Below are 16,187 nucleotides of genomic sequence, written 5' to 3' on the forward strand. Positions count from 1 at the left end.
CGCAAACACAGTCGTGAAACGCGACCAGCCCTGGATCACAAAACCTAGATCCTGCTAATGGTTGCTGAGGGTGCGGCAATTCTTGTTCTCTGCCCCGCACGCACTCTGATTTCAGCTTGCAAAGGCGGAAGGATCAGATCGCCGGACGACAGGCCCCGTCCGCGCGACTGATCCCTGGCACTTGCCGCACACGCCTCCATTCAGGGTGCGCATCATTTGGCTTTAGCATCTCGCTGGTCGCTCGACTGACTCGCGTCACGAGCAGTTTTGCTGGCGGTCGGCGCTGAAGCGCCGGCGCATTTGTGTCGGCCACGAAGAGACGGGGTGGTCGACGCTTCCGTCTAGGCACGGTTCGGCCAGTCGCAACCCTCCCCGTTGGTCCGGGTCCTCCACTGCGTTGCAGCCCTGCGGGTGCGACTGTCCGCCCCGCGCCTCTCTGGTCGCCTCTGCCGCCCACCCCGCCTCTCCGGGGCCGGTGTGCGGTTTTGGGCAGTTCGGGAGGCGAAGATGGCGCGTGGAGTTTCGAAGGTTGGTGCAGGTGGCAAGGGCAAAAGGGCGGCGCGCTGCGCCGCGCGCGGGGAGGGTTCCCGCGCATCGCTTTATGATGATGTGACCGCCACCATTATCGAGCAGCTAGAGGCTGGCGTTTTTCCTTGGGTCAGGCCGTGGAGCAAGGCCAAGGCTTCGCTTGGCCTGCCGCGCAATGCGGTGACCAAACGGCCCTATTCAGGAATCAATATCTTAGTTCTGTGGGGCGCTGTCATCGAGGGCGGCTATGCCTCGCAGGATTGGTTGACCTTTCGTCAGGCGCAGGCCGCAGGCGGATGCGTCCGCAAGGGTGAGCGTGGGCGCACGGTTTTCTATGCGGACCGCTTCACGCCGAAGGGCGATGCAGGCGGACAGGGGAGCGAGCAGGCCGAGAGCGGCGAAGATAAGTGCTCAATTCCGTTCTTGAAGCGCTTTACCGTGTTCAATGCTTCGCAATGTGATGGCTTGCCCGATGGGCTGGTTAGTGAGCCAGCGCCGCCGCCCGACCGCGAGTTGCACCAAGCTGCAGAAGATTTGATTTCCGCCACGGGTGCGGATTATCGGATAGGCGGCGAGAGGGCCTATTATTCACCCGCAGCGGATTTCGTGATGGTCCCGCCGCAACCTGCGTTTCATCACCAGATCGATTACTACCGCACCGCTTTGCATGAACTCGGCCACTGGACCGGCCATCGTTCGCGTCTAGACCGCGGCCAGACCGGCGGCTTTGGTTCTGCTGCCTATGCCCGCGAGGAACTGGTGGCGGAACTGGCCTCGGCGTTCCTGTGTGCGGCTCTCGGCATTGAGCCGACCGTGCGCCATGCGGACTATCTCGGCTCTTGGCTGACGGTGCTGCGGGCCGACAATCGCGCGATCTTCAAGGCCGCAAGTCAGGCGAGCAAGGCGGCGGAGCATTTGCTGCAACGCTCCGCCAGCCTTTCAGTGGAGCAGGCGGCATGAGCCGCCTGCCAAGCCCAAGGGGCCAAATCACCCAGCTTGAAGCGGAGGACACGATTGCCGGTGTCCAGACCTTGGTGCCCGGTATGGTGCCGGTGACGCTGGGCGACCGGCTCGCCGTGCTCGCCAATGCGCCGATGCTGCCCACCAGGGTGCAGCGCGCCGCCGATCTTGGGCTGTTCGATACCAACGCCCGCAACCAGCTTGAAATGTTCTGACAGGAGCCACTGCGATGAACCTGCTTACCCAATCTCTGCGTTCCCGCCTGTTGGCCAATGGCAGGACCGAGGGCGATCACATGCCTGTGGTCAAGTTCTTCAATCCGGTTGGCGCGGCGACCTGGCTGTTCTCCGAACTGGATGAGGACGGTGATATTCTGTTCGGCCTGTGCGATCTCGGCTTTGGCTGCCCAGAACTGGGCAGCGCCAGTCTTTCTGAAATCGCAGCGGTGCGGCTTCCCTTGGGGCTGTCCATCGAGCGCGACATGTCCTTTTCGGCAAGCAATTCAATTGGTGTTTATGCCGAGGCGGCAAGAGCCTGCGGCCAGATCACCGAGCATCCCGACCATCTCACACGGGCCGCGCAAAAGCTGGCCTGCGAGCAAAGACCTTCACCGCCGCTCTGCCCATCTGGCGGCGGTTGAAGCCTTCCGCGCTCTTTCCCGTCGAGCGCGGAAACACCGGCCCCGCCTTCCTCCCCCAATGCCCCCCGCAAAAAGGGGGAGGGAGGCGGGGCCACCCATCCCGAGACAATCAAGGAGTAAGACCCATGCAAATCAAACATATCCCGCTCACTCATCTATCCATTTCCAAGGTCAATATGCGGCGCGGCCGCAAGACCCCCGAAATCAGCGACATTCTGCCTTCGATCAAGAAGCGCGGTGTGCTCTCGCCTCTATTCGTGCGGGCGAATGGCTCGCCCGACCATTTCGAGATTCTGGCAGGCAAGCGGCGCTATTTCGCCAGCGTCGAGGCGGCGAAGGAATGCGAGGAAGACCGCAGCCTGCCCTGCATCGTGCTGGGCGAAGGCGATGATGCCGAGGCGCTGGAAATCTCGATGATCGAAAACCTGCTACGCCAAGACCCCGATCAGGTGACACAGTGGGAAAGCTATACCCGTCTTGTGAAGGAAGGGCGGAGTGTCGAGGATATTGCCGCCACCTTTGCGCTTACCGAATTGCAGGTCAAACGCATCCTTGCGCTGGGCAATCTCTTGCCGCGCATCCGCGAGGCCTTTCGCGCCGAGGAAGTGGATGCCGCAACGATCAAGCACCTGACATTGGCCAGCAAGGCGCAGCAAAAGGCATGGCTGGCGCTGTTTGAGGATGCCGAAGCCTATGCACCGCGTGGCAGTCAGCTCAAATCATGGCTGTTTGGCGGCGCATCGATTGCAACTGGCGTCGCCTTGTTCGACCTAGAGGCCTATTCGGGTCAGATCATTGCTGACCTGTTCGGGGAGGAAGGCTATTTTGCCGATAGTGATGCCTTCTGGGCAGCGCAAATGGCCGAGGTCGAGGCGTGCAAGGCAGCATATCTTGAGGCTGGCTGGAGCGACGTGGTGATTGTCCCGCCCATCGAGCATTTCTCCACTTGGGAGTATGAACACGCCTCCAAGCGCAAGGGCGGGCGTGTCTATATCCAGCTGCGCCACAATGGTGAGGTGATCGTCCATGAGGGCTATATCACCCGCCGCGAGGCGCAGGCAGCATCGAAGCGCGGCGTTGACTGCGCAGATGCCAAACCGTCTCGGCCTGAACTGACCGCTGCAATGACAAACTATGTCGATCTCCACCGCCATGCCGCCTTGCGGCAGGCGGTTGCAGGTGAGCCTTGGCTGGCGCTGCGGATCATGGTGGCCCATGCCATTTGCGGCTCGCCGCTATGGAGCGTGAAGCCTGCCGATACGCATAGCCGCAACGAGAACATTGCCGCGAGCCTTGGGGCAAGTTCTGCGGCGCGGGGCTTTGCCGAACGCCGCCGCGCCATGCTGGTGCTGCTTGGGTTCGAGAGCGAGCGCGAGGCGATCTGTCAGGATCGCTACGGCTCCGATGTCGTTCCGATTCTGCATCGGCTGATTGCGCTGGACGATGACACTGTCATGCAGGCAATGGCGATGGTCATGGCCGAAACGCTCGCCATTGGCAGCGATTGCGTCGAATATCTCGGCGATCACCTTAGCGTGGATATGGCCGACTACTGGCAGGTGGATGAGGCCTTCTTCGACCTGATCCGCGACCGCGAAGTGATGAGCGCTATTCTGGCCGAAGTTGGCGGCGAGGCTGTCGTCGGCGCCAATGCCAAGGAGAAGGGCAGCGTCATCAAGGGCGTGATTGCCGATCACTTTACCGGCGAGAATGACAGGCCGCGCATCGAGCGCTGGGTGCCGCGCTGGATGGCCTTCCCGCCCTCGGCCTATACGGCGCGCGGCGGTGTCGCCACGGTCGCCGCTGCCGAGCGGGCGCGCTGGATGATCGAGAGCGACGAGGCCGAGCAGGCGGAAATTGTGGAGCCAGAAGTGCCTTGCGACGAAACTGCCAAGGCGGTTGAGCCAAGCGAAGCCGAACCATTGGCGGCATGATCGGCATACCCTGCAATTGGGGCAGCAGGGCAAGCCCGCTGCCCCAATTGTGTCTGCGGGCCGATTGCCGTATTATGGAGGCCTTCTGAAATTTGCACCATGGTGGAGGAGGCAGGTGCGTCTGGCGGGAATTGTCCCGCGAAAGGACGCCCCATGATTGTCATCGCCGCCTTGCTTGTTCTCTTCGCTGCCGCGCTCTGCGCGCGGCTGCTCTTCTCGCTCGCGATCTACGCTCTGCCGTTGTGGGTTGGCGGCGCTGCCGCCCAATCGATATGGCAGGCAGGTGCTACATGGACCTCAGCCGCAGCGGCGGGGCTTGGCGCAGCTTTCTTCGCGCTGGTCCTTGCTCATCTCCGCGCCAGGTCGCGGTCGATTGTGCTTCGCGCCGCAATTGCCGGACTGTTTGCTCTGTCTGCTGCGATCGCCGGATATTATGCCGCGCATGGTCTGGCAGTGGCAATGCTTCCGGGCGGGATCATCACAATCCTGCTCAGCCTCGCCTCGGCAGCATTGATCGGAGGCGCTGCGGGGCTGCGTATCCTCAATTGGGGCGATGCTGCGTCCAAGGTATGATCTAGCATCGCTCTCATCAGCAAAACGGTGCGGATCGGGTGGCGGAAGCGATCTTGAGGATCGATCCGACGAGTTGGAGCGTCCAACATGCGCTTGCGCGGGCGGCATTCCCATTGTCACACCAGAATACTCTGGCCAGAGCGTCCCCGCTGGCGGTCTGGCAAGATCGCAATTCAAACAATGCGCGCGCTCAAGGTGATCGCCATATCTGCAACCAATGCCCGTATGGTGTTTTGATACCGGTCCATATGACAATCTTCGTTCCCGCAGGTTTCAAGGCTAACCCACCAGCTGCCTCGTAAATGGCCTGTCTGGCGGCGGACGGGCTTCGCCCTTGCGTGACTTAAGGCGCAATCGCGCGGGCGCGGCTATTTTCCGCCGAGCGTTGACACGCTCTTTGCATCGCGAAGCAAAATAGCCGCGCCCGCTGCAATCCTCCGCTGTCGCTGCGGTCCCTACGGGATGCGCCAGTCCCGCACAGCCGCCTTTGTCCAGCCATCGAGGCTGCGATGGGCGCAGGCTCGAAACAGCAAAGGAACTACTATCATGGCCAATATCGGAAACTTCACCAAATCGGGCACCGGCTACAAGGGCGAAATCGTCACCATGAGCGTGCAGCAGCAAAATGTGCGCATCATTGCCGAAACCGAAACCACCAGCGAGAACGCCCCATCCCACCGGGTTTTCGTGGGCCGCGCCGAAATCGGGGCCGTCTGGACCAAGCAGAGCCAGGAAGGTCGCGACTACCTCTCGGTCAAGCTGGACGATCCGAGCTTCGTTGCTCCGATCTATGCCAACCTGTTTGACGATGAAGACGGCGAAAGCTTCAGCCTCATCTGGACCCGCAGCCGCAAGGTCAATGGCGACTGAGCACCGCGAGCGCCCCGTCCGACAATTCCGGGCGGGGCTTTCGTTTTAAAATCATTGAGATCACAGGGCTTCTGCTTCCAATCAAAGCAATAGCAGCAGACTAACTTGTGGCAGTTCCGTCTCTCAAAGTTAGTCGTTCGCCGTATGAATTCGAATGTTCGTAAGCCGACAGCGCTATTCTATTTTGGCCTCAATTCCTGTTAAGCCCGCAGCATGGAAAAGATGGATGTCGATGAGGCAACTGAATTACAGGGTGCGATCGATTGGGCGCATTCCATACAGAAGCGCCAAGCTGAGACACTAATGGCGGCTGTCGCGCGAAATGCGGGCACGGAAGATATGGACCCGGATTACCGCAAAGGGCTGCTTCAGCTCGCTTTGGATGCGGGCGTGGATCAGGACATTACGGAGCGAATGTTCAATCATCCGAAGCTCGAAAAGGTCAGTGAGTTCGACGAGCCCGATGTGCGTCGGGCATCTAACGATCTTGTGGAGATGTTAACGAAGACAATGAGTAGCGCCGGAATGAGCACCGGCGGACGCAAACTCCTCGTTTCGTCACTCGCTTCGGGCCAGGTGAATGCGCTTTGCGCCACTAATACCTGGGATGAAAAATACTATCACGTCTTCATCGATTCCGACCTCACGGTTTTCTGCAATTCGGTCGGCAAGCTCGTCGCCGAGTGTCTTGTCCGCGACAACATGGCGACGGGCGAGGTGGATCTCGACCCTGCAAAAATTGCGGGTAACGTGCAGAGTGATGATATACAGAAGCGCGCAGCTGATCTCTTCTGCTCGACGGTTCTCAAGGGCACTCCGCGAGCGAGCGAGCCTTGGCTACCCACGGTTGAATCGTTCGAGTTGGCGTTGCTCCTGACCAATGCACTCAACATGTTCCCGATCGCTCACGAATTGGGGCACCTGCATCTTGGCCATCTCGAATCCGACGAGACACGCCAAGTCTCCGTGGAAGGGATTGAGGAACTCGACGCCGCAGTCTATTCGCAAAAAGATGAGTTCGCCGCTGATTCCGTTGGGGCTACTGTAACGAACCAGACGATGATCCGGCTCGAAGCGTCGAACGCTTTCACCTTTCTCGCCCCCTACATTTTCCTGAAAAGCGTTGAGGTTCTCGACGCCTGCTACGAAGTTTATGATGAGCACGCTGGCGCGATGAGCTTCACACATCCCAGCGCTCAAGAGCGCGCCCAACGCATTCGCACGGTGCTCATCATGCACGCACAGTATCACAATTCAGGAAAAATCCTTCCACTGGCGCTCCGAGCTATCGATCTCATCTGCCATGGCTTAGGCTTGGCGGCGCTCACGAACCTCCAGAGCCTAAAATCGAAGGGTAAAACACCGCGTGAACGCATTCGACTTAGCGTATCTGAATGCGGCCGACCGCGGATCCTCGGATTTTTCCCGAATCGCGATCCCGACACCACGCGGTAATTGCCATTATCTGGGCGAAGCATCCTATTGAAATCGATTGCGAACACACCGAAGCGACCGGCCATTTCGCTTGTCCTAGCCTGACGGATCGCGCAACAATTCGGCCGGATCAACATTCAGCTCGCGGGCAAGGCGCTCGATAATATCGAGCGTGGCAGCATACTGGCAGCGCTCAAGGCTGCTGACATAGGTGCGGTCGATTTCCGCACGGTGCGCCAGATCCTCTTGCGACAAACCAGCGGCTTGCCTGTAGCGCCGCAAATTCATGGCAAAGGTTTGGCGAAGTGTCATCGCCACGACTCAGCGGTATTGCAGAGTATTTAACCACGGAGTATACTCTGCATGACTGACCTTGCTGCCAAATCATTGCGATATTGGGGTAAATTGGATGGGCGGCTCCAGCCTGCACTTGTCCCCATTCGCGAATATCGCCCTGCTCACTATGGGGCAATGACAATGGCATCTGATTGAAACTGAAATCATGGTAAGTTGCGTCAACAAAAAGACGAATCGAACTTGGTTGCGAACAACATGAACTCCGCTAACTTTGAGGACAGACCGCCCGAAGCTGATACCGTCACCGCGTATGACGAACGGCATTTCGTGACCTATCTACGCTTGCTGGATGCCGCTGCTGAAGGCGCAGACTGGCGTGAAGTTACCAAGATTGTCTTCGGGATCGATGCAGAGCAAGAGCCGGCGCGTGCTCACCAAGTCCACGTCGCTCATCTGGTGCGTGCCCAATGGATGGCGCGTAGTGGTTACAGGCAGTTAACTGGCCAGTAAATTGCAGCATATGCCATCACTGAACCGCGCAACTCTTAAGTAAAACTCCCACCCCTAACTTGCACCGCCACGCGGATAATTTCCTGCAATATTGGTGGCTTGTTGTTTCCACACTCCCGACACCACCTTGAAATTGGCCATCATGCCCAATGGATTTGGAGGTCGGGATGTCGGAAGAAACGTCATGGCGATCGCCTGAATTCGCCGAACGCTACAAGACCCATGACTATGCGGATTTCGCGCAGGAATTTCTGCGCCGCAATCCCGTTTATCAGCGCGACCATGCAGACACGAAGGCGCGGATTGCCGATGCCCCGGACACTGCGAAAGAAGAACAGGAGGGCTTGGCTCGGCGATGGGGCCTTTGCTTTCCCCTGCGATCCCGTAGCATCGCCGATCAATGAACCGGCGCATTGGTCGCACCAAGTGCTGGGAACGACCCTCATCTACAACGAAGGATTGAACTCGAAGCAGCCAATCCAGCACAAGAGATGGAGCACTGTTGATTGCCGCCTATGCGCGGATGGCCGCCATTTGGTCGGCCGGATCGGAACGACCCGTTTCCGCCTATGGATACCGGATCAATCAGTTGGCCCCAACTCGGTATTCCACATTCCCGATGACAATCTCGCTTTGCTTCGGTCGGAAGCAAACTTGTTTTATCTGAAAGCCTTGCGTCGTTCGCCGCGCTTTCGAACGCCCAATCCCTTTTCGCCGACGCCCTATCAGCGACACCGCCTCACACTCCTCCTCGCGATTGCCGATGCGCGGCGTGCTGGGGCAAGTGCCCGAAACATCGCTTTCTCTCTGATCTTTCCGCGCAACAAGCTGCTCACAGGGGCTGAATGGAAGGGCGCAAATGAAAAGCGTCAGACCTTACGCCTCATAGGTGAGGCCAAATCCCGGATTGCCGGCGGCTATCTGCAATTGCCCGGCTTCAGCGCAGCTCAGCTGCCGGAGTGACAATCACGCGGTAGCGTTTTGAGCCACTCCCTGCCGCCGCAGTTCCTCCGCCATCACCCGCTGCAAGTTGCTGCGGCTTGCCGCTGCACCCATCAATCAGCGGAGACACCCAATGGACGCCGTTCCTGCACCTGTTCGTCCGCGCTATGTGCGCACTCCCGATGCCGCCGTGCATCTTGGCCTTTCGGCAAGGACGCTTGAGAAGCACCGCTGTTTCGGCACTGGCCCAGTCTACCGCAAACTTGGCGGGAGGATCGTCTATTCGATCTCAGACCTTGATGCATGGGCCGAACTCGGCCTGCGCCGTTCCACCAGCGATCCGGGGCGCGGCACTGTCCACCCGGCCAAGCGCCTTCCTGACAACGGTCCAGTGCGCCGCTGAGGCTTCCCCAGATGCGCACCCGTCAAACATTTGGTAGCAATGCCGAACAGCTTGATCTGTTCGTGCCCGCAGGCAGCGGCATTGCCGCGCGCGATGCGCAGGATTTGATGGCCTGGCCTTTCTTCAGCCTCGCCAAATCGAAGCGGGTGCGCCCGATCGATTTTCGCATGGGTGCAGTCTCGATCATGGTCGAAGCGACCGCCGAGCACGGTATGGCGACCATCTGGGACGCTGACGTTCTAATCTGGATCGCCAGCCAGATCGTGGAAGCCTGCGATGCGGGCCGCCCGACTTCGCGGCTCATCTCGGCCACCCCTCATGAAATCCTCGCCTTTACCCGGCGTGGCACTGGTAAGGCCGGATATGAGCGCTTGAAGGCCGCGCTCGACCGGCTGCAATCAACGACCATTGCCACTTCGATCCGCCAGCCCAATGCGCGGCGGCGGCACCGCTTTTCCTGGATCAATGAATGGCGCGAATGCGTCGACGGTACGGGCCGTGCCTACGGCATAGAGATGATCGTGCCAGACTGGTTCTATGAGGGCGTGCTCGACCGCGCGCTCGTGCTCACCATTGATCCGACGTATTTTGCTTTGACCGGCGGACTTGAACGCTGGCTCTACCGCATCGTGCGCAAGCATGGCGGCAAACAAAAGGGCGGGTGGAGCTTTGACATCGCCCATCTCCATCTGAAGTCCGGCGCTCTTTCTCCGCTCAAGCGCTTTGCATTCGAGATGCGCGACATTGTCCGCCGCCAGCCCTTGCCCGGCTATAGTCTGTCGCTCGAACATGCGCTGGGCCGCGAGCGGCTGAACTTCGTCGCCCTGCCTACCGACAGCTTGGATCTCGCCATGCGGCGGATCGGCATGGCCCCTGTGGATAAGAGGGTGTGATGTTCGGTCTATCAGGAACCGCAGGACTCGGTCGATCAGGAACCGAAAGTTCGGACTATCGGGAACCTGATTGGCGCTCAAAGCCGCAGAAATGCTGGGCTTGCGCGTCCCTTAACAATCCTAACAAGGAATCAAATAGATTCCTGCTAACGCCGGAAGGCCGGTGGACAAGCGCCGCAGCGCCGCCGCCGACGGGCGGCAATCGCCCCGTTTCTGATGATCCACCGCTCACCCATATCACGCTCACTTGGCGACAGGGAGTTCGCGAAGACTGGCTGCGTTTCGGCAAGCCGGTCGCAAGCAAGATCATTGATCGAACCAGTCGCGTCGAAAGTTACGCGCCAGGTCAACTCTTCGCCTTGGTGCGCTGGGCATCGAATGATTACGGAACAATCCGCTCGACGCTTCAGATCGTGCGGGCTGTCAGCAAGGGCGAGGCCTATACCACGCTCCCGCAAGTCGATCCTGGCGGTGAACTGCTGCTGTCCGTGCAGGGCTGGCCGAAGGTCAGGCAGGTCTTCGCCTTCATCGATGCAATCGAGCAAGCGGATATCGATCCGTGTGAAGCCGCACCCGATCACTGGCGGCACATCCACAATCGGCTTGCAGCGGGCGTGCAGCCGCGCAGCTATTCGCCTGCGCGTCATCAGGTCTGGCTGAATCGCCGGAGGCTGCTGCCATGAGGAAGCGGTTTGTCATCCTGGCAGGCGGCGTGATCGTGGCGGCACTGCTCAGCGCCGCGCTGCCATTTTCCTGGGTTCTGGTGTGGAACGCGACAGCAAGCGTGCCGACAGGGCTGTACCTTATTCGCGGCCAGAGCGGCCTGCATGTGGATGAGCGGGTCGCCATCGATCCACCGCCTGCCTTGCGCGATTATCTCGCAGAGCGCGGCTATCTCCCTTCGGGCGTTCCGCTGCTGAAAGAGGTTGCGGCGCTCAGCGGAGAGACCGTCTGCCGCACCGGCACCAGCATCACCATCGGCGGCAAACTTGTTGGCCATGCGCGCGAATCTGACAGCGCTGGTCGTCCCCTGCCGATTTGGCAGGGCTGTCAGACAATCGCCGAAGACGAGATCTTCGTCATGAACCTGTCCGCTCCGGGCAGTTTCGACGGACGCTACTTCGGTCCCGTCAAGCGGGGCCGGATTATCGGGCGCGCGATCCCCGTGTGGACCGATGAAGCAGGCAGCAGCGAGCATGTCTGGTTCGCCGAGCCGCCCATTCCCGACAACTCTTTAACCACCACAGGAGACAATCCATGACATGCATTGGTACTTTCACCGCGACCTCAAATGGCTTTGAGGGACAGCTTCACACACTCACGCTGAGCACCATTCTTGCAATTGTCGATGCCGAGCCGAGCGAAACAGAGAATGCGCCTGATTACCGCGTGATGGCCGGCGAAGGCGGCGAAGCGCACGAGGTTGGCGCTGGCTGGAAGCGCGTCGGCGAAAAGGCGGGGTCCTATGTTGCGCTGCTGATCGATGATCCCGCCTTCACGCAGCCGCTACGCGCGAACCTGTTTCAAGCCGATAATGGCAGCCATGTGTTGATGTGGTCTCGCCCATCGCGCCGCGAAGCTGCGAACTGACCAATGTTTCGCACTCACAGTTCAATTGCAGCGCTTCTTGCTGGCGCGCTGCTCATTCCTAGACCTGCCTTGGCTCAAGATAGTGCACAGCAAGTGCAGTCCCAGCGCATCACGATCGCAGCCCATGTCGCCGAAGCGTCACAGCGCTTCGGCATCCCCGAGCGCTGGATCTATGCTGTCATCCGCATCGAAAGCGCGGGCCGGACCCGCGCGGTTTCGTCAGCTGGTGCGATGGGCCTGATGCAGTTGATGCCCGGAACCTGGGCGCGCCAGCGCGCCCGGTTTGGGCTTGGCGGCGATCCGTTCGACCCGCGCGACAACATTCTCGCAGGCACGTCTTACCTCCGTGAAATGTATGATCGGTATGGCGCGCAAGGATTCCTTGCTGCCTATAATGCTGGGCCGGGCCGCTATGAGGCTTGGCTTGATGGTCGCCGCTCGCTGCCGCGCGAGACACAGAACTATGTCGCAATGATCGCGCCCCATCTGCAACAACCAAGCCTGTTTGCCGCAGCGCCGATGCAAATGGCAGACACTTCCAGCCTCCCGGAAATTGCGGGTCAATCAAACGCGATCATTGAAAATGAAACCGAACTGGCGAACCTCCCGGCCAGCCCGTTTGTCCGGCCAGATCATCCATCGCACGATCTTTTCGCGCCGGTATCGGCGGTCTCAGACCAATGATCCTTCAGATCGTTCCTTGGCGCACCCCTTCGCAGATCAGCGAAGTTTGGGCGGAAGGGTGCAGGATAGTCGGAAAGGGAAAGAGAGGATGGCGAGATAAAAGCAGCGCCGTCGGCCGGACTGCATGTGGTTGGTTTTGCGAAGGAATATGCGCCGTCTTTGAACATGCCCTGCCGTCGCTTCCCTCAATTTATCACGTAATTTCAATGGTGAATGCGCCATCGCCTTGGTCGCAGCCTCATGGCTGACGATGATTTCGACATCCGCCCGGGACGCTCTCGCGACAGCGGCGCGCGCTTTTACCGCAAAGCGAACACGCTGGTCGGCAAGGTGCTTCAGGCCTCGCGCCGGGCTGGATATGCGCCGCTGCGCCGTGGCAATTCCGGGAAGGGGACGGGACATCTGGGGCGGGGCAAGCGCGCCGCCCTCCAGCGCCGCCGCAGCGCTTCTCAGCGGCGGGTCATCATCAAGGCCCGTGTCGTTCGCCACCGGGGTGCCAGTTTTCGCTCTGCGCCGCTTGCGCGCCATGCCGCCTATCTCGAACGCGACGGGGTCACCCGTGATGGAGCGAAAGGCAGACTGTTCGATGCCACGTCCGATCAGGTCGATGGCGATACCTTTGCTGCGCGCTGTGAAGATGACCGGCATCATTTTCGGTTCATCGTCTCGCCCGAAGATGCGAGCGAGATGGCCGACCTACGGGCCTTCACCCGCGAGCTGATGGATGATGCGGCGCGCGATCTTGATACCACGCTTGATTGGGTCGCGGTTGATCACTGGAACACCGACAATCCGCATATCCATGTGCTGGTGCGGGGCGTCGCCTCTGACGGCAAGGATCTGGTGATCGACCGTTCCTATATCAGCGAAGGAATGCGCGGACGCGCCGAAGAGCGCGTCACCATAGAACTTGGACCGCGCAGTGAGCGCGAGATCGACAATGCCCTTCGCCGCGAAGTCGATGCCGAACGCTGGACCGATCTCGACCGGCGGCTCCAGCGGATGAGCGATGATCTGGGTTCAATCGACCTTCTCCCAGAAGCGGATGGCGCTGCGAGAAGAGACCGGACCCTGCTGATTGGCCGCGCCCAGAAGCTGGAACGGATGGGTCTGGCGCAGCAAGTCGGTCCGGCCAGTTGGACACTGAGCGCGGGCATCGAGCCCACACTGCGCGAACTGGGTGATCGCGGCGACATCATCAAGACCATGCACCGCGCCATGAGGGGTCAGGGCACGATGGTCGATCCATCACGCTTTGCCCTTCACACAGACCTTCCCGGTGAGCCGGTCATTGGCAGGCTGGTCGAGCGCGGATTGCATGATGAGCTCTCGGGCAGTGCATATGCGATCGTTGACGGCCTGGACGGCCAAACACACCATCTGCGCTTTCCCGATCTGGATCGCACTGGTGACGCTTCACTTGGCGCAATCGTCGAACTCAGCGCATGGACCGATCGCAAGGGCAGAGAGCAGGCAAGCCTGCTTGTTCGTTCGGATGTGGCGATTGAAAGTCAGATACATTCGCGCGGCGCAACCTGGCTCGATCGGCAACTGGTGTCGCCCAAGCCACAAGCTCTGACTGATGGTTTTGGCAGCGAAGTGCGCGTGGCGCTGGCAGAGCGGTCAGATGTGCTGAGCGAACAGGGGCTGGCAAAGCGGCAGGGGCAGCGGATCGTTTTCGCCAGCAACCTGCTCGACACATTGCGCGAACGGGAATTAGCAGAAGCTGGCGAGGCGCTCGCCAAGCGGCACGGCCTTATGTCCCAGCCAGTCAACGAAGGTGAACATATCGTCGGCACTTACCGCGAGAGGGTGACACTCGCATCGGGCCGCTTTGCCATGATTGATAATGGTTCCGGGTTCCAGCTCGTCCCCTGGCGGCAGGATCTGGAGCGTCACCTTGGTCAAGTAGTCTCTGGCCGGATGAATGAGCGCGGCGGGATCGACTGGAGCTTTGCTCGCTCACGCGGTCCGGCAATCTGACGAGGCATTGTGCAAATGACCCAAATCTTGACAAAAGCACCACGTGATGCATATATGCGCATCAGGAGATGCGATATGGCAAGCGCGGCATTTGATCACACACATGTTCCCAGCGGATTGCAGACCTTTGCCGGTGACGATGATCGCCGCCGTCTGACCGGCGCTGCCGTCAAGGCCGTGCTGCGCCTCGTCGATGCTTGGAGCGGCAGCAATGCAGAAGGCGCGGCGCTGCTCGGGGTGTCGGAAAGCACGTGGGACCGGATGAAGGCGGGGAGCTGGGAAGGCTCGCTTAGCCAGGATCAGCTAACCCGGGCCTCAGCCCTGATCGGGGTGTTCAAGGGGCTCCATCTGCTGTTCGCGGACGATATGGCTGACCGCTGGCCCAAGCTCGCCAATCGCGGTCCGATCTTTGACCGGCGCACGCCCGTTCAGGCTATGATTGAAGGCGGTATCCCGCGCATGATCGAGACAAGGCAATATATCGACGCGCTTCGTGGCGGGTTCTGAGGCATCGAACGAATTGCCACTGGTGCGAGAGGCCTTCCCGCGCACCATCAGGCTCGTTTCAAGCGCCAGGCTGCGCGATCCTGTCATGTTGCCTTTAGCGGATGATGCGGATGAGCTTGCTTTGCTGGCCGAGATTGAAGGCGCAACCAGTGGCCGTCTGATTGCGGAGGATCGCGGGCTTGGAGCGCTGACCGCCGATGAGCTTGTTCATGGGGTGCCGCATGCCAAGTTCATCAACGCCAGCTTCGCCTACGCCAAGCCGCGCGAGCCGATGCGTTTTAACCCGGCCAATCGCGGGGCCTGGTATGCTGCGCTCGCCGTCGAAACCTGCATCGCCGAGGTTGGCCATCATCTGACAAATGAGCTTGCCAATGTCGGTGATTTCAACACCTCTGTTGAATATGGAGAGATGCTTGCCAGCATGGCTGGGGTGTTCATCGATCTGCGCGATACGCCTGACCACACGGGGCTGAATCCTGATTCGGCTGTGGGCTATCCGGCAGGCAACCTGCTGGCAGCCCAAGCGCGTGCCGAAGGGCATAATGGGATCATTTACCCATCGGTCCGGCATCCGGATGGCACCTGCATTGCCGCGTTATGGCCCAATGTAGTGCAGTCGGTTGTGCAAGGCGCGATGTATCGGCTGACGTGGTCAGGATCGGCGAAATACGAATGGGAAGCGCTTTAAGATCGCATCGCGCAAATCAATATTTTTCATGATGAGGATTTTCGTTTGGAAAGGCATCGACATATCCAAAATTTACATCGATCCGCTTTTTTGAGACCTCCACTTCGTGGAAAACGATGCCATCGTCTAGAGATCTATCGGCCGTAATCGTAAGTTCAAAGGGAAGTGTATCTTCAATATAAGCTTCTTCTGAACCAAGGTGGACGTAGTCTCGATCAACGCTGTCTTCGACGAAGAAATTGAAGGATGCCTCGAAGCCGACACATGCCTCGAGGCCCACTGTAAAAGTCACTGTCTCACCATCGACTGCGATAACCGTTGGCTGGCCGATGCTTTGTGGATTTACAAGCTGAAGCACCGCACCGAGCGGCTCCGCCTCAAATTCCACATCAGAATGTCCGTCTACACCGAAATCCAGATCATCGAGGCGATATTCGAAGGCGTTTGAAATCGCTTCGATAAAGTCACCACCTTCGCTGTCCCGCCAACGCTGCACAACGACGTCAGCGAGGTTTTGATCTGCTGCGTTGAAAAGTGCGAGGGCGTGTTCCAGCCTGTCCACGCAGACGAGATGATCTGACTTTGCGGCGAATTCCACCCAACCCTTGTCAGGAGCAACACAGAGCACAAGCCCTTTGTTCTCTTCGCCGAATGTCTCCAGCCTCAACAGTGCGAATGAATAGCCCCTAGATTTGTGGACGTCTTCTTTCCTAAATTTGAGGACAGGAGGCGACGATGAGGAAGGCTAATT

At 59.5% G+C, this 16,187-nt stretch carries 21 protein-coding genes; 19 read left to right on the top strand and 2 right to left on the bottom strand.

Features of this window, described 5'->3' with window-relative positions; all coding sequences use genetic code 11:
• Window positions 1-507 precede the first annotated feature (507 nt).
• From GRI58_RS15175 to GRI58_RS15205, 7 genes are all read left to right on the top strand, one after another.
• Entirely contained in the window at window positions 508-1,488 is a 981-nt protein-coding gene (locus tag GRI58_RS15175; protein WP_160754461.1) for an ArdC family protein, read from the top strand.
• A complete protein-coding gene (locus tag GRI58_RS15180; RefSeq protein WP_160754462.1) occupies window positions 1,485-1,703 on the top strand; it encodes a hypothetical protein in 219 nt (72 codons plus the stop codon). The genes GRI58_RS15175 and GRI58_RS15180 overlap by 4 nt, the downstream gene beginning before the upstream one ends.
• A gap of 14 nt (window positions 1,704-1,717) precedes the next feature.
• Window positions 1,718-2,128, top strand: a complete 411-nt coding sequence (locus GRI58_RS15185; RefSeq protein ID WP_160754463.1) for a DUF2958 domain-containing protein — start codon at window positions 1,718-1,720, stop codon at window positions 2,126-2,128.
• A gap of 125 nt (window positions 2,129-2,253) precedes the next feature.
• Complete coding sequence (locus GRI58_RS15190) at window positions 2,254-4,062, top strand: ParB/RepB/Spo0J family partition protein (RefSeq protein WP_160754464.1); 1,809 nt, start codon at window positions 2,254-2,256, stop codon at window positions 4,060-4,062.
• A 153-nt stretch (window positions 4,063-4,215) separates the two neighbouring features.
• Entirely contained in the window at window positions 4,216-4,635 is a 420-nt protein-coding gene (locus GRI58_RS15195) for a hypothetical protein (RefSeq protein ID WP_160754465.1), read from the top strand.
• A 546-nt stretch (window positions 4,636-5,181) separates the two neighbouring features.
• Entirely contained in the window at window positions 5,182-5,505 is a 324-nt protein-coding gene (locus GRI58_RS15200; protein ID WP_160754466.1) for a DUF736 domain-containing protein, read from the top strand.
• Between the two features lie 213 nt (window positions 5,506-5,718).
• Window positions 5,719-6,960, top strand: a complete 1,242-nt coding sequence (locus tag GRI58_RS15205) for a M48 family metalloprotease (RefSeq protein WP_160754467.1) — start codon at window positions 5,719-5,721, stop codon at window positions 6,958-6,960.
• 75 nt (window positions 6,961-7,035) lie between these two features.
• On the opposite strand, the gene GRI58_RS15210 is transcribed toward GRI58_RS15205, so the two are convergent.
• On the bottom strand, window positions 7,036-7,251 hold the full coding sequence (locus GRI58_RS15210) for a helix-turn-helix domain-containing protein (protein ID WP_160754468.1): 216 nt from the start codon (window positions 7,249-7,251) through the stop codon (window positions 7,036-7,038).
• 240 nt (window positions 7,252-7,491) lie between these two features.
• Here GRI58_RS15210 and GRI58_RS15215 point away from each other — a divergent pair, with 240 nt between their 5' ends.
• From GRI58_RS15215 to GRI58_RS15885, 12 genes are all read left to right on the top strand, one after another.
• Window positions 7,492-7,746 (top strand): DNA -binding domain-containing protein, encoded by a 255-nt coding sequence (locus GRI58_RS15215; RefSeq protein WP_160754469.1) that lies wholly within the window; start codon window positions 7,492-7,494, stop codon window positions 7,744-7,746.
• 149 nt (window positions 7,747-7,895) lie between these two features.
• Complete coding sequence (locus GRI58_RS15220; protein WP_160754470.1) at window positions 7,896-8,150, top strand: transcriptional regulator domain-containing protein; 255 nt, start codon at window positions 7,896-7,898, stop codon at window positions 8,148-8,150.
• A 22-nt stretch (window positions 8,151-8,172) separates the two neighbouring features.
• Window positions 8,173-8,709 carry a DNA -binding domain-containing protein gene (locus GRI58_RS15225; protein WP_160754471.1) on the top strand — a complete coding sequence of 179 codons (537 nt, stop codon included), beginning with the start codon at window positions 8,173-8,175 and terminating at the stop codon, window positions 8,707-8,709.
• 112 nt (window positions 8,710-8,821) lie between these two features.
• Entirely contained in the window at window positions 8,822-9,091 is a 270-nt protein-coding gene (locus GRI58_RS15230) for a helix-turn-helix transcriptional regulator (protein ID WP_160754472.1), read from the top strand.
• 11 nt (window positions 9,092-9,102) lie between these two features.
• Window positions 9,103-9,984, top strand: coding sequence for a replication initiator protein A (locus GRI58_RS15235; protein WP_160754473.1), 882 nt, complete (start codon window positions 9,103-9,105; stop codon window positions 9,982-9,984).
• A complete protein-coding gene (locus GRI58_RS15240) occupies window positions 9,984-10,667 on the top strand; it encodes a DUF2840 domain-containing protein (RefSeq protein WP_160754474.1) in 684 nt (227 codons plus the stop codon). Before GRI58_RS15235 ends, GRI58_RS15240 begins: the two co-directional genes overlap by 1 nt.
• Entirely contained in the window at window positions 10,664-11,245 is a 582-nt protein-coding gene (locus GRI58_RS15245; RefSeq protein ID WP_160754475.1) for a S26 family signal peptidase, read from the top strand. Before GRI58_RS15240 ends, GRI58_RS15245 begins: the two co-directional genes overlap by 4 nt.
• Window positions 11,242-11,574 (top strand): DUF736 domain-containing protein, encoded by a 333-nt coding sequence (locus GRI58_RS15250; protein ID WP_160754476.1) that lies wholly within the window; start codon window positions 11,242-11,244, stop codon window positions 11,572-11,574. The genes GRI58_RS15245 and GRI58_RS15250 overlap by 4 nt, the downstream gene beginning before the upstream one ends.
• Window positions 11,575-11,643: 69 nt before the next feature.
• Complete coding sequence (locus GRI58_RS15255; protein ID WP_474093469.1) at window positions 11,644-12,258, top strand: lytic transglycosylase domain-containing protein; 615 nt, start codon at window positions 11,644-11,646, stop codon at window positions 12,256-12,258.
• Between the two features lie 240 nt (window positions 12,259-12,498).
• Entirely contained in the window at window positions 12,499-14,241 is a 1,743-nt protein-coding gene (locus tag GRI58_RS15260; RefSeq protein WP_160754478.1) for a relaxase/mobilization nuclease domain-containing protein, read from the top strand.
• Between the two features lie 75 nt (window positions 14,242-14,316).
• On the top strand, window positions 14,317-14,748 hold the full coding sequence (locus tag GRI58_RS15265; RefSeq protein WP_160754479.1) for an antitoxin Xre-like helix-turn-helix domain-containing protein: 432 nt from the start codon (window positions 14,317-14,319) through the stop codon (window positions 14,746-14,748).
• The gene (locus GRI58_RS15885; protein WP_202387016.1) at window positions 14,735-15,436 is read left to right on the top strand and encodes an RES domain-containing protein; all 702 of its coding nucleotides are present in this window, start codon (window positions 14,735-14,737) and stop codon (window positions 15,434-15,436) included. Before GRI58_RS15265 ends, GRI58_RS15885 begins: the two co-directional genes overlap by 14 nt.
• A 16-nt stretch (window positions 15,437-15,452) precedes the next feature.
• Here the strand turns inward: GRI58_RS15885 and GRI58_RS15275 are convergent, their stop codons facing one another.
• A complete protein-coding gene (locus GRI58_RS15275) occupies window positions 15,453-16,103 on the bottom strand; it encodes a PIN domain-containing protein (RefSeq protein WP_160754480.1) in 651 nt (216 codons plus the stop codon).
• Between the last annotated feature and the right edge of the window lie 84 nt (window positions 16,104-16,187).

This window comes from Qipengyuania algicida (assembly GCF_009828025.1).
GTDB classification, from domain to species: Bacteria; Pseudomonadota; Alphaproteobacteria; order Sphingomonadales; family Sphingomonadaceae; genus Qipengyuania; species Qipengyuania algicida.

Bases quoted from the DNA above. Each gene is read 5' to 3' on its own strand.
- GRI58_RS15220 (WP_160754470.1), top strand. From the start codon at position 7,896: ATGGATTTGGAGGTCGGGATGTCGGAAGAAACGTCATGGCGATCGCCT.
- GRI58_RS15205 (WP_160754467.1), top strand. From the start codon at position 5,719: ATGGAAAAGATGGATGTCGATGAGGCAACTGAATTACAGGGTGCGATC.
- GRI58_RS15180 (WP_160754462.1), top strand. From the start codon at position 1,485: ATGAGCCGCCTGCCAAGCCCAAGGGGCCAAATCACCCAGCTTGAAGCG.
- GRI58_RS15240 (WP_160754474.1), top strand. From the start codon at position 9,984: ATGTTCGGTCTATCAGGAACCGCAGGACTCGGTCGATCAGGAACCGAA.
- GRI58_RS15230 (WP_160754472.1), top strand. From the start codon at position 8,822: ATGGACGCCGTTCCTGCACCTGTTCGTCCGCGCTATGTGCGCACTCCC.
- GRI58_RS15250 (WP_160754476.1), top strand. From the start codon at position 11,242: ATGACATGCATTGGTACTTTCACCGCGACCTCAAATGGCTTTGAGGGA.
- GRI58_RS15200 (WP_160754466.1), top strand. From the start codon at position 5,182: ATGGCCAATATCGGAAACTTCACCAAATCGGGCACCGGCTACAAGGGC.
- GRI58_RS15215 (WP_160754469.1), top strand. From the start codon at position 7,492: ATGAACTCCGCTAACTTTGAGGACAGACCGCCCGAAGCTGATACCGTC.
- GRI58_RS15235 (WP_160754473.1), top strand. From the start codon at position 9,103: ATGCGCACCCGTCAAACATTTGGTAGCAATGCCGAACAGCTTGATCTG.
- GRI58_RS15210 (WP_160754468.1), bottom strand. From the start codon at position 7,251: ATGACACTTCGCCAAACCTTTGCCATGAATTTGCGGCGCTACAGGCAA.
- GRI58_RS15175 (WP_160754461.1), top strand. From the start codon at position 508: ATGGCGCGTGGAGTTTCGAAGGTTGGTGCAGGTGGCAAGGGCAAAAGG.
- GRI58_RS15265 (WP_160754479.1), top strand. From the start codon at position 14,317: ATGGCAAGCGCGGCATTTGATCACACACATGTTCCCAGCGGATTGCAG.
- GRI58_RS15185 (WP_160754463.1), top strand. From the start codon at position 1,718: ATGAACCTGCTTACCCAATCTCTGCGTTCCCGCCTGTTGGCCAATGGC.
- GRI58_RS15195 (WP_160754465.1), top strand. From the start codon at position 4,216: ATGATTGTCATCGCCGCCTTGCTTGTTCTCTTCGCTGCCGCGCTCTGC.
- GRI58_RS15190 (WP_160754464.1), top strand. From the start codon at position 2,254: ATGCAAATCAAACATATCCCGCTCACTCATCTATCCATTTCCAAGGTC.
- GRI58_RS15245 (WP_160754475.1), top strand. From the start codon at position 10,664: ATGAGGAAGCGGTTTGTCATCCTGGCAGGCGGCGTGATCGTGGCGGCA.
- GRI58_RS15260 (WP_160754478.1), top strand. From the start codon at position 12,499: ATGGCTGACGATGATTTCGACATCCGCCCGGGACGCTCTCGCGACAGC.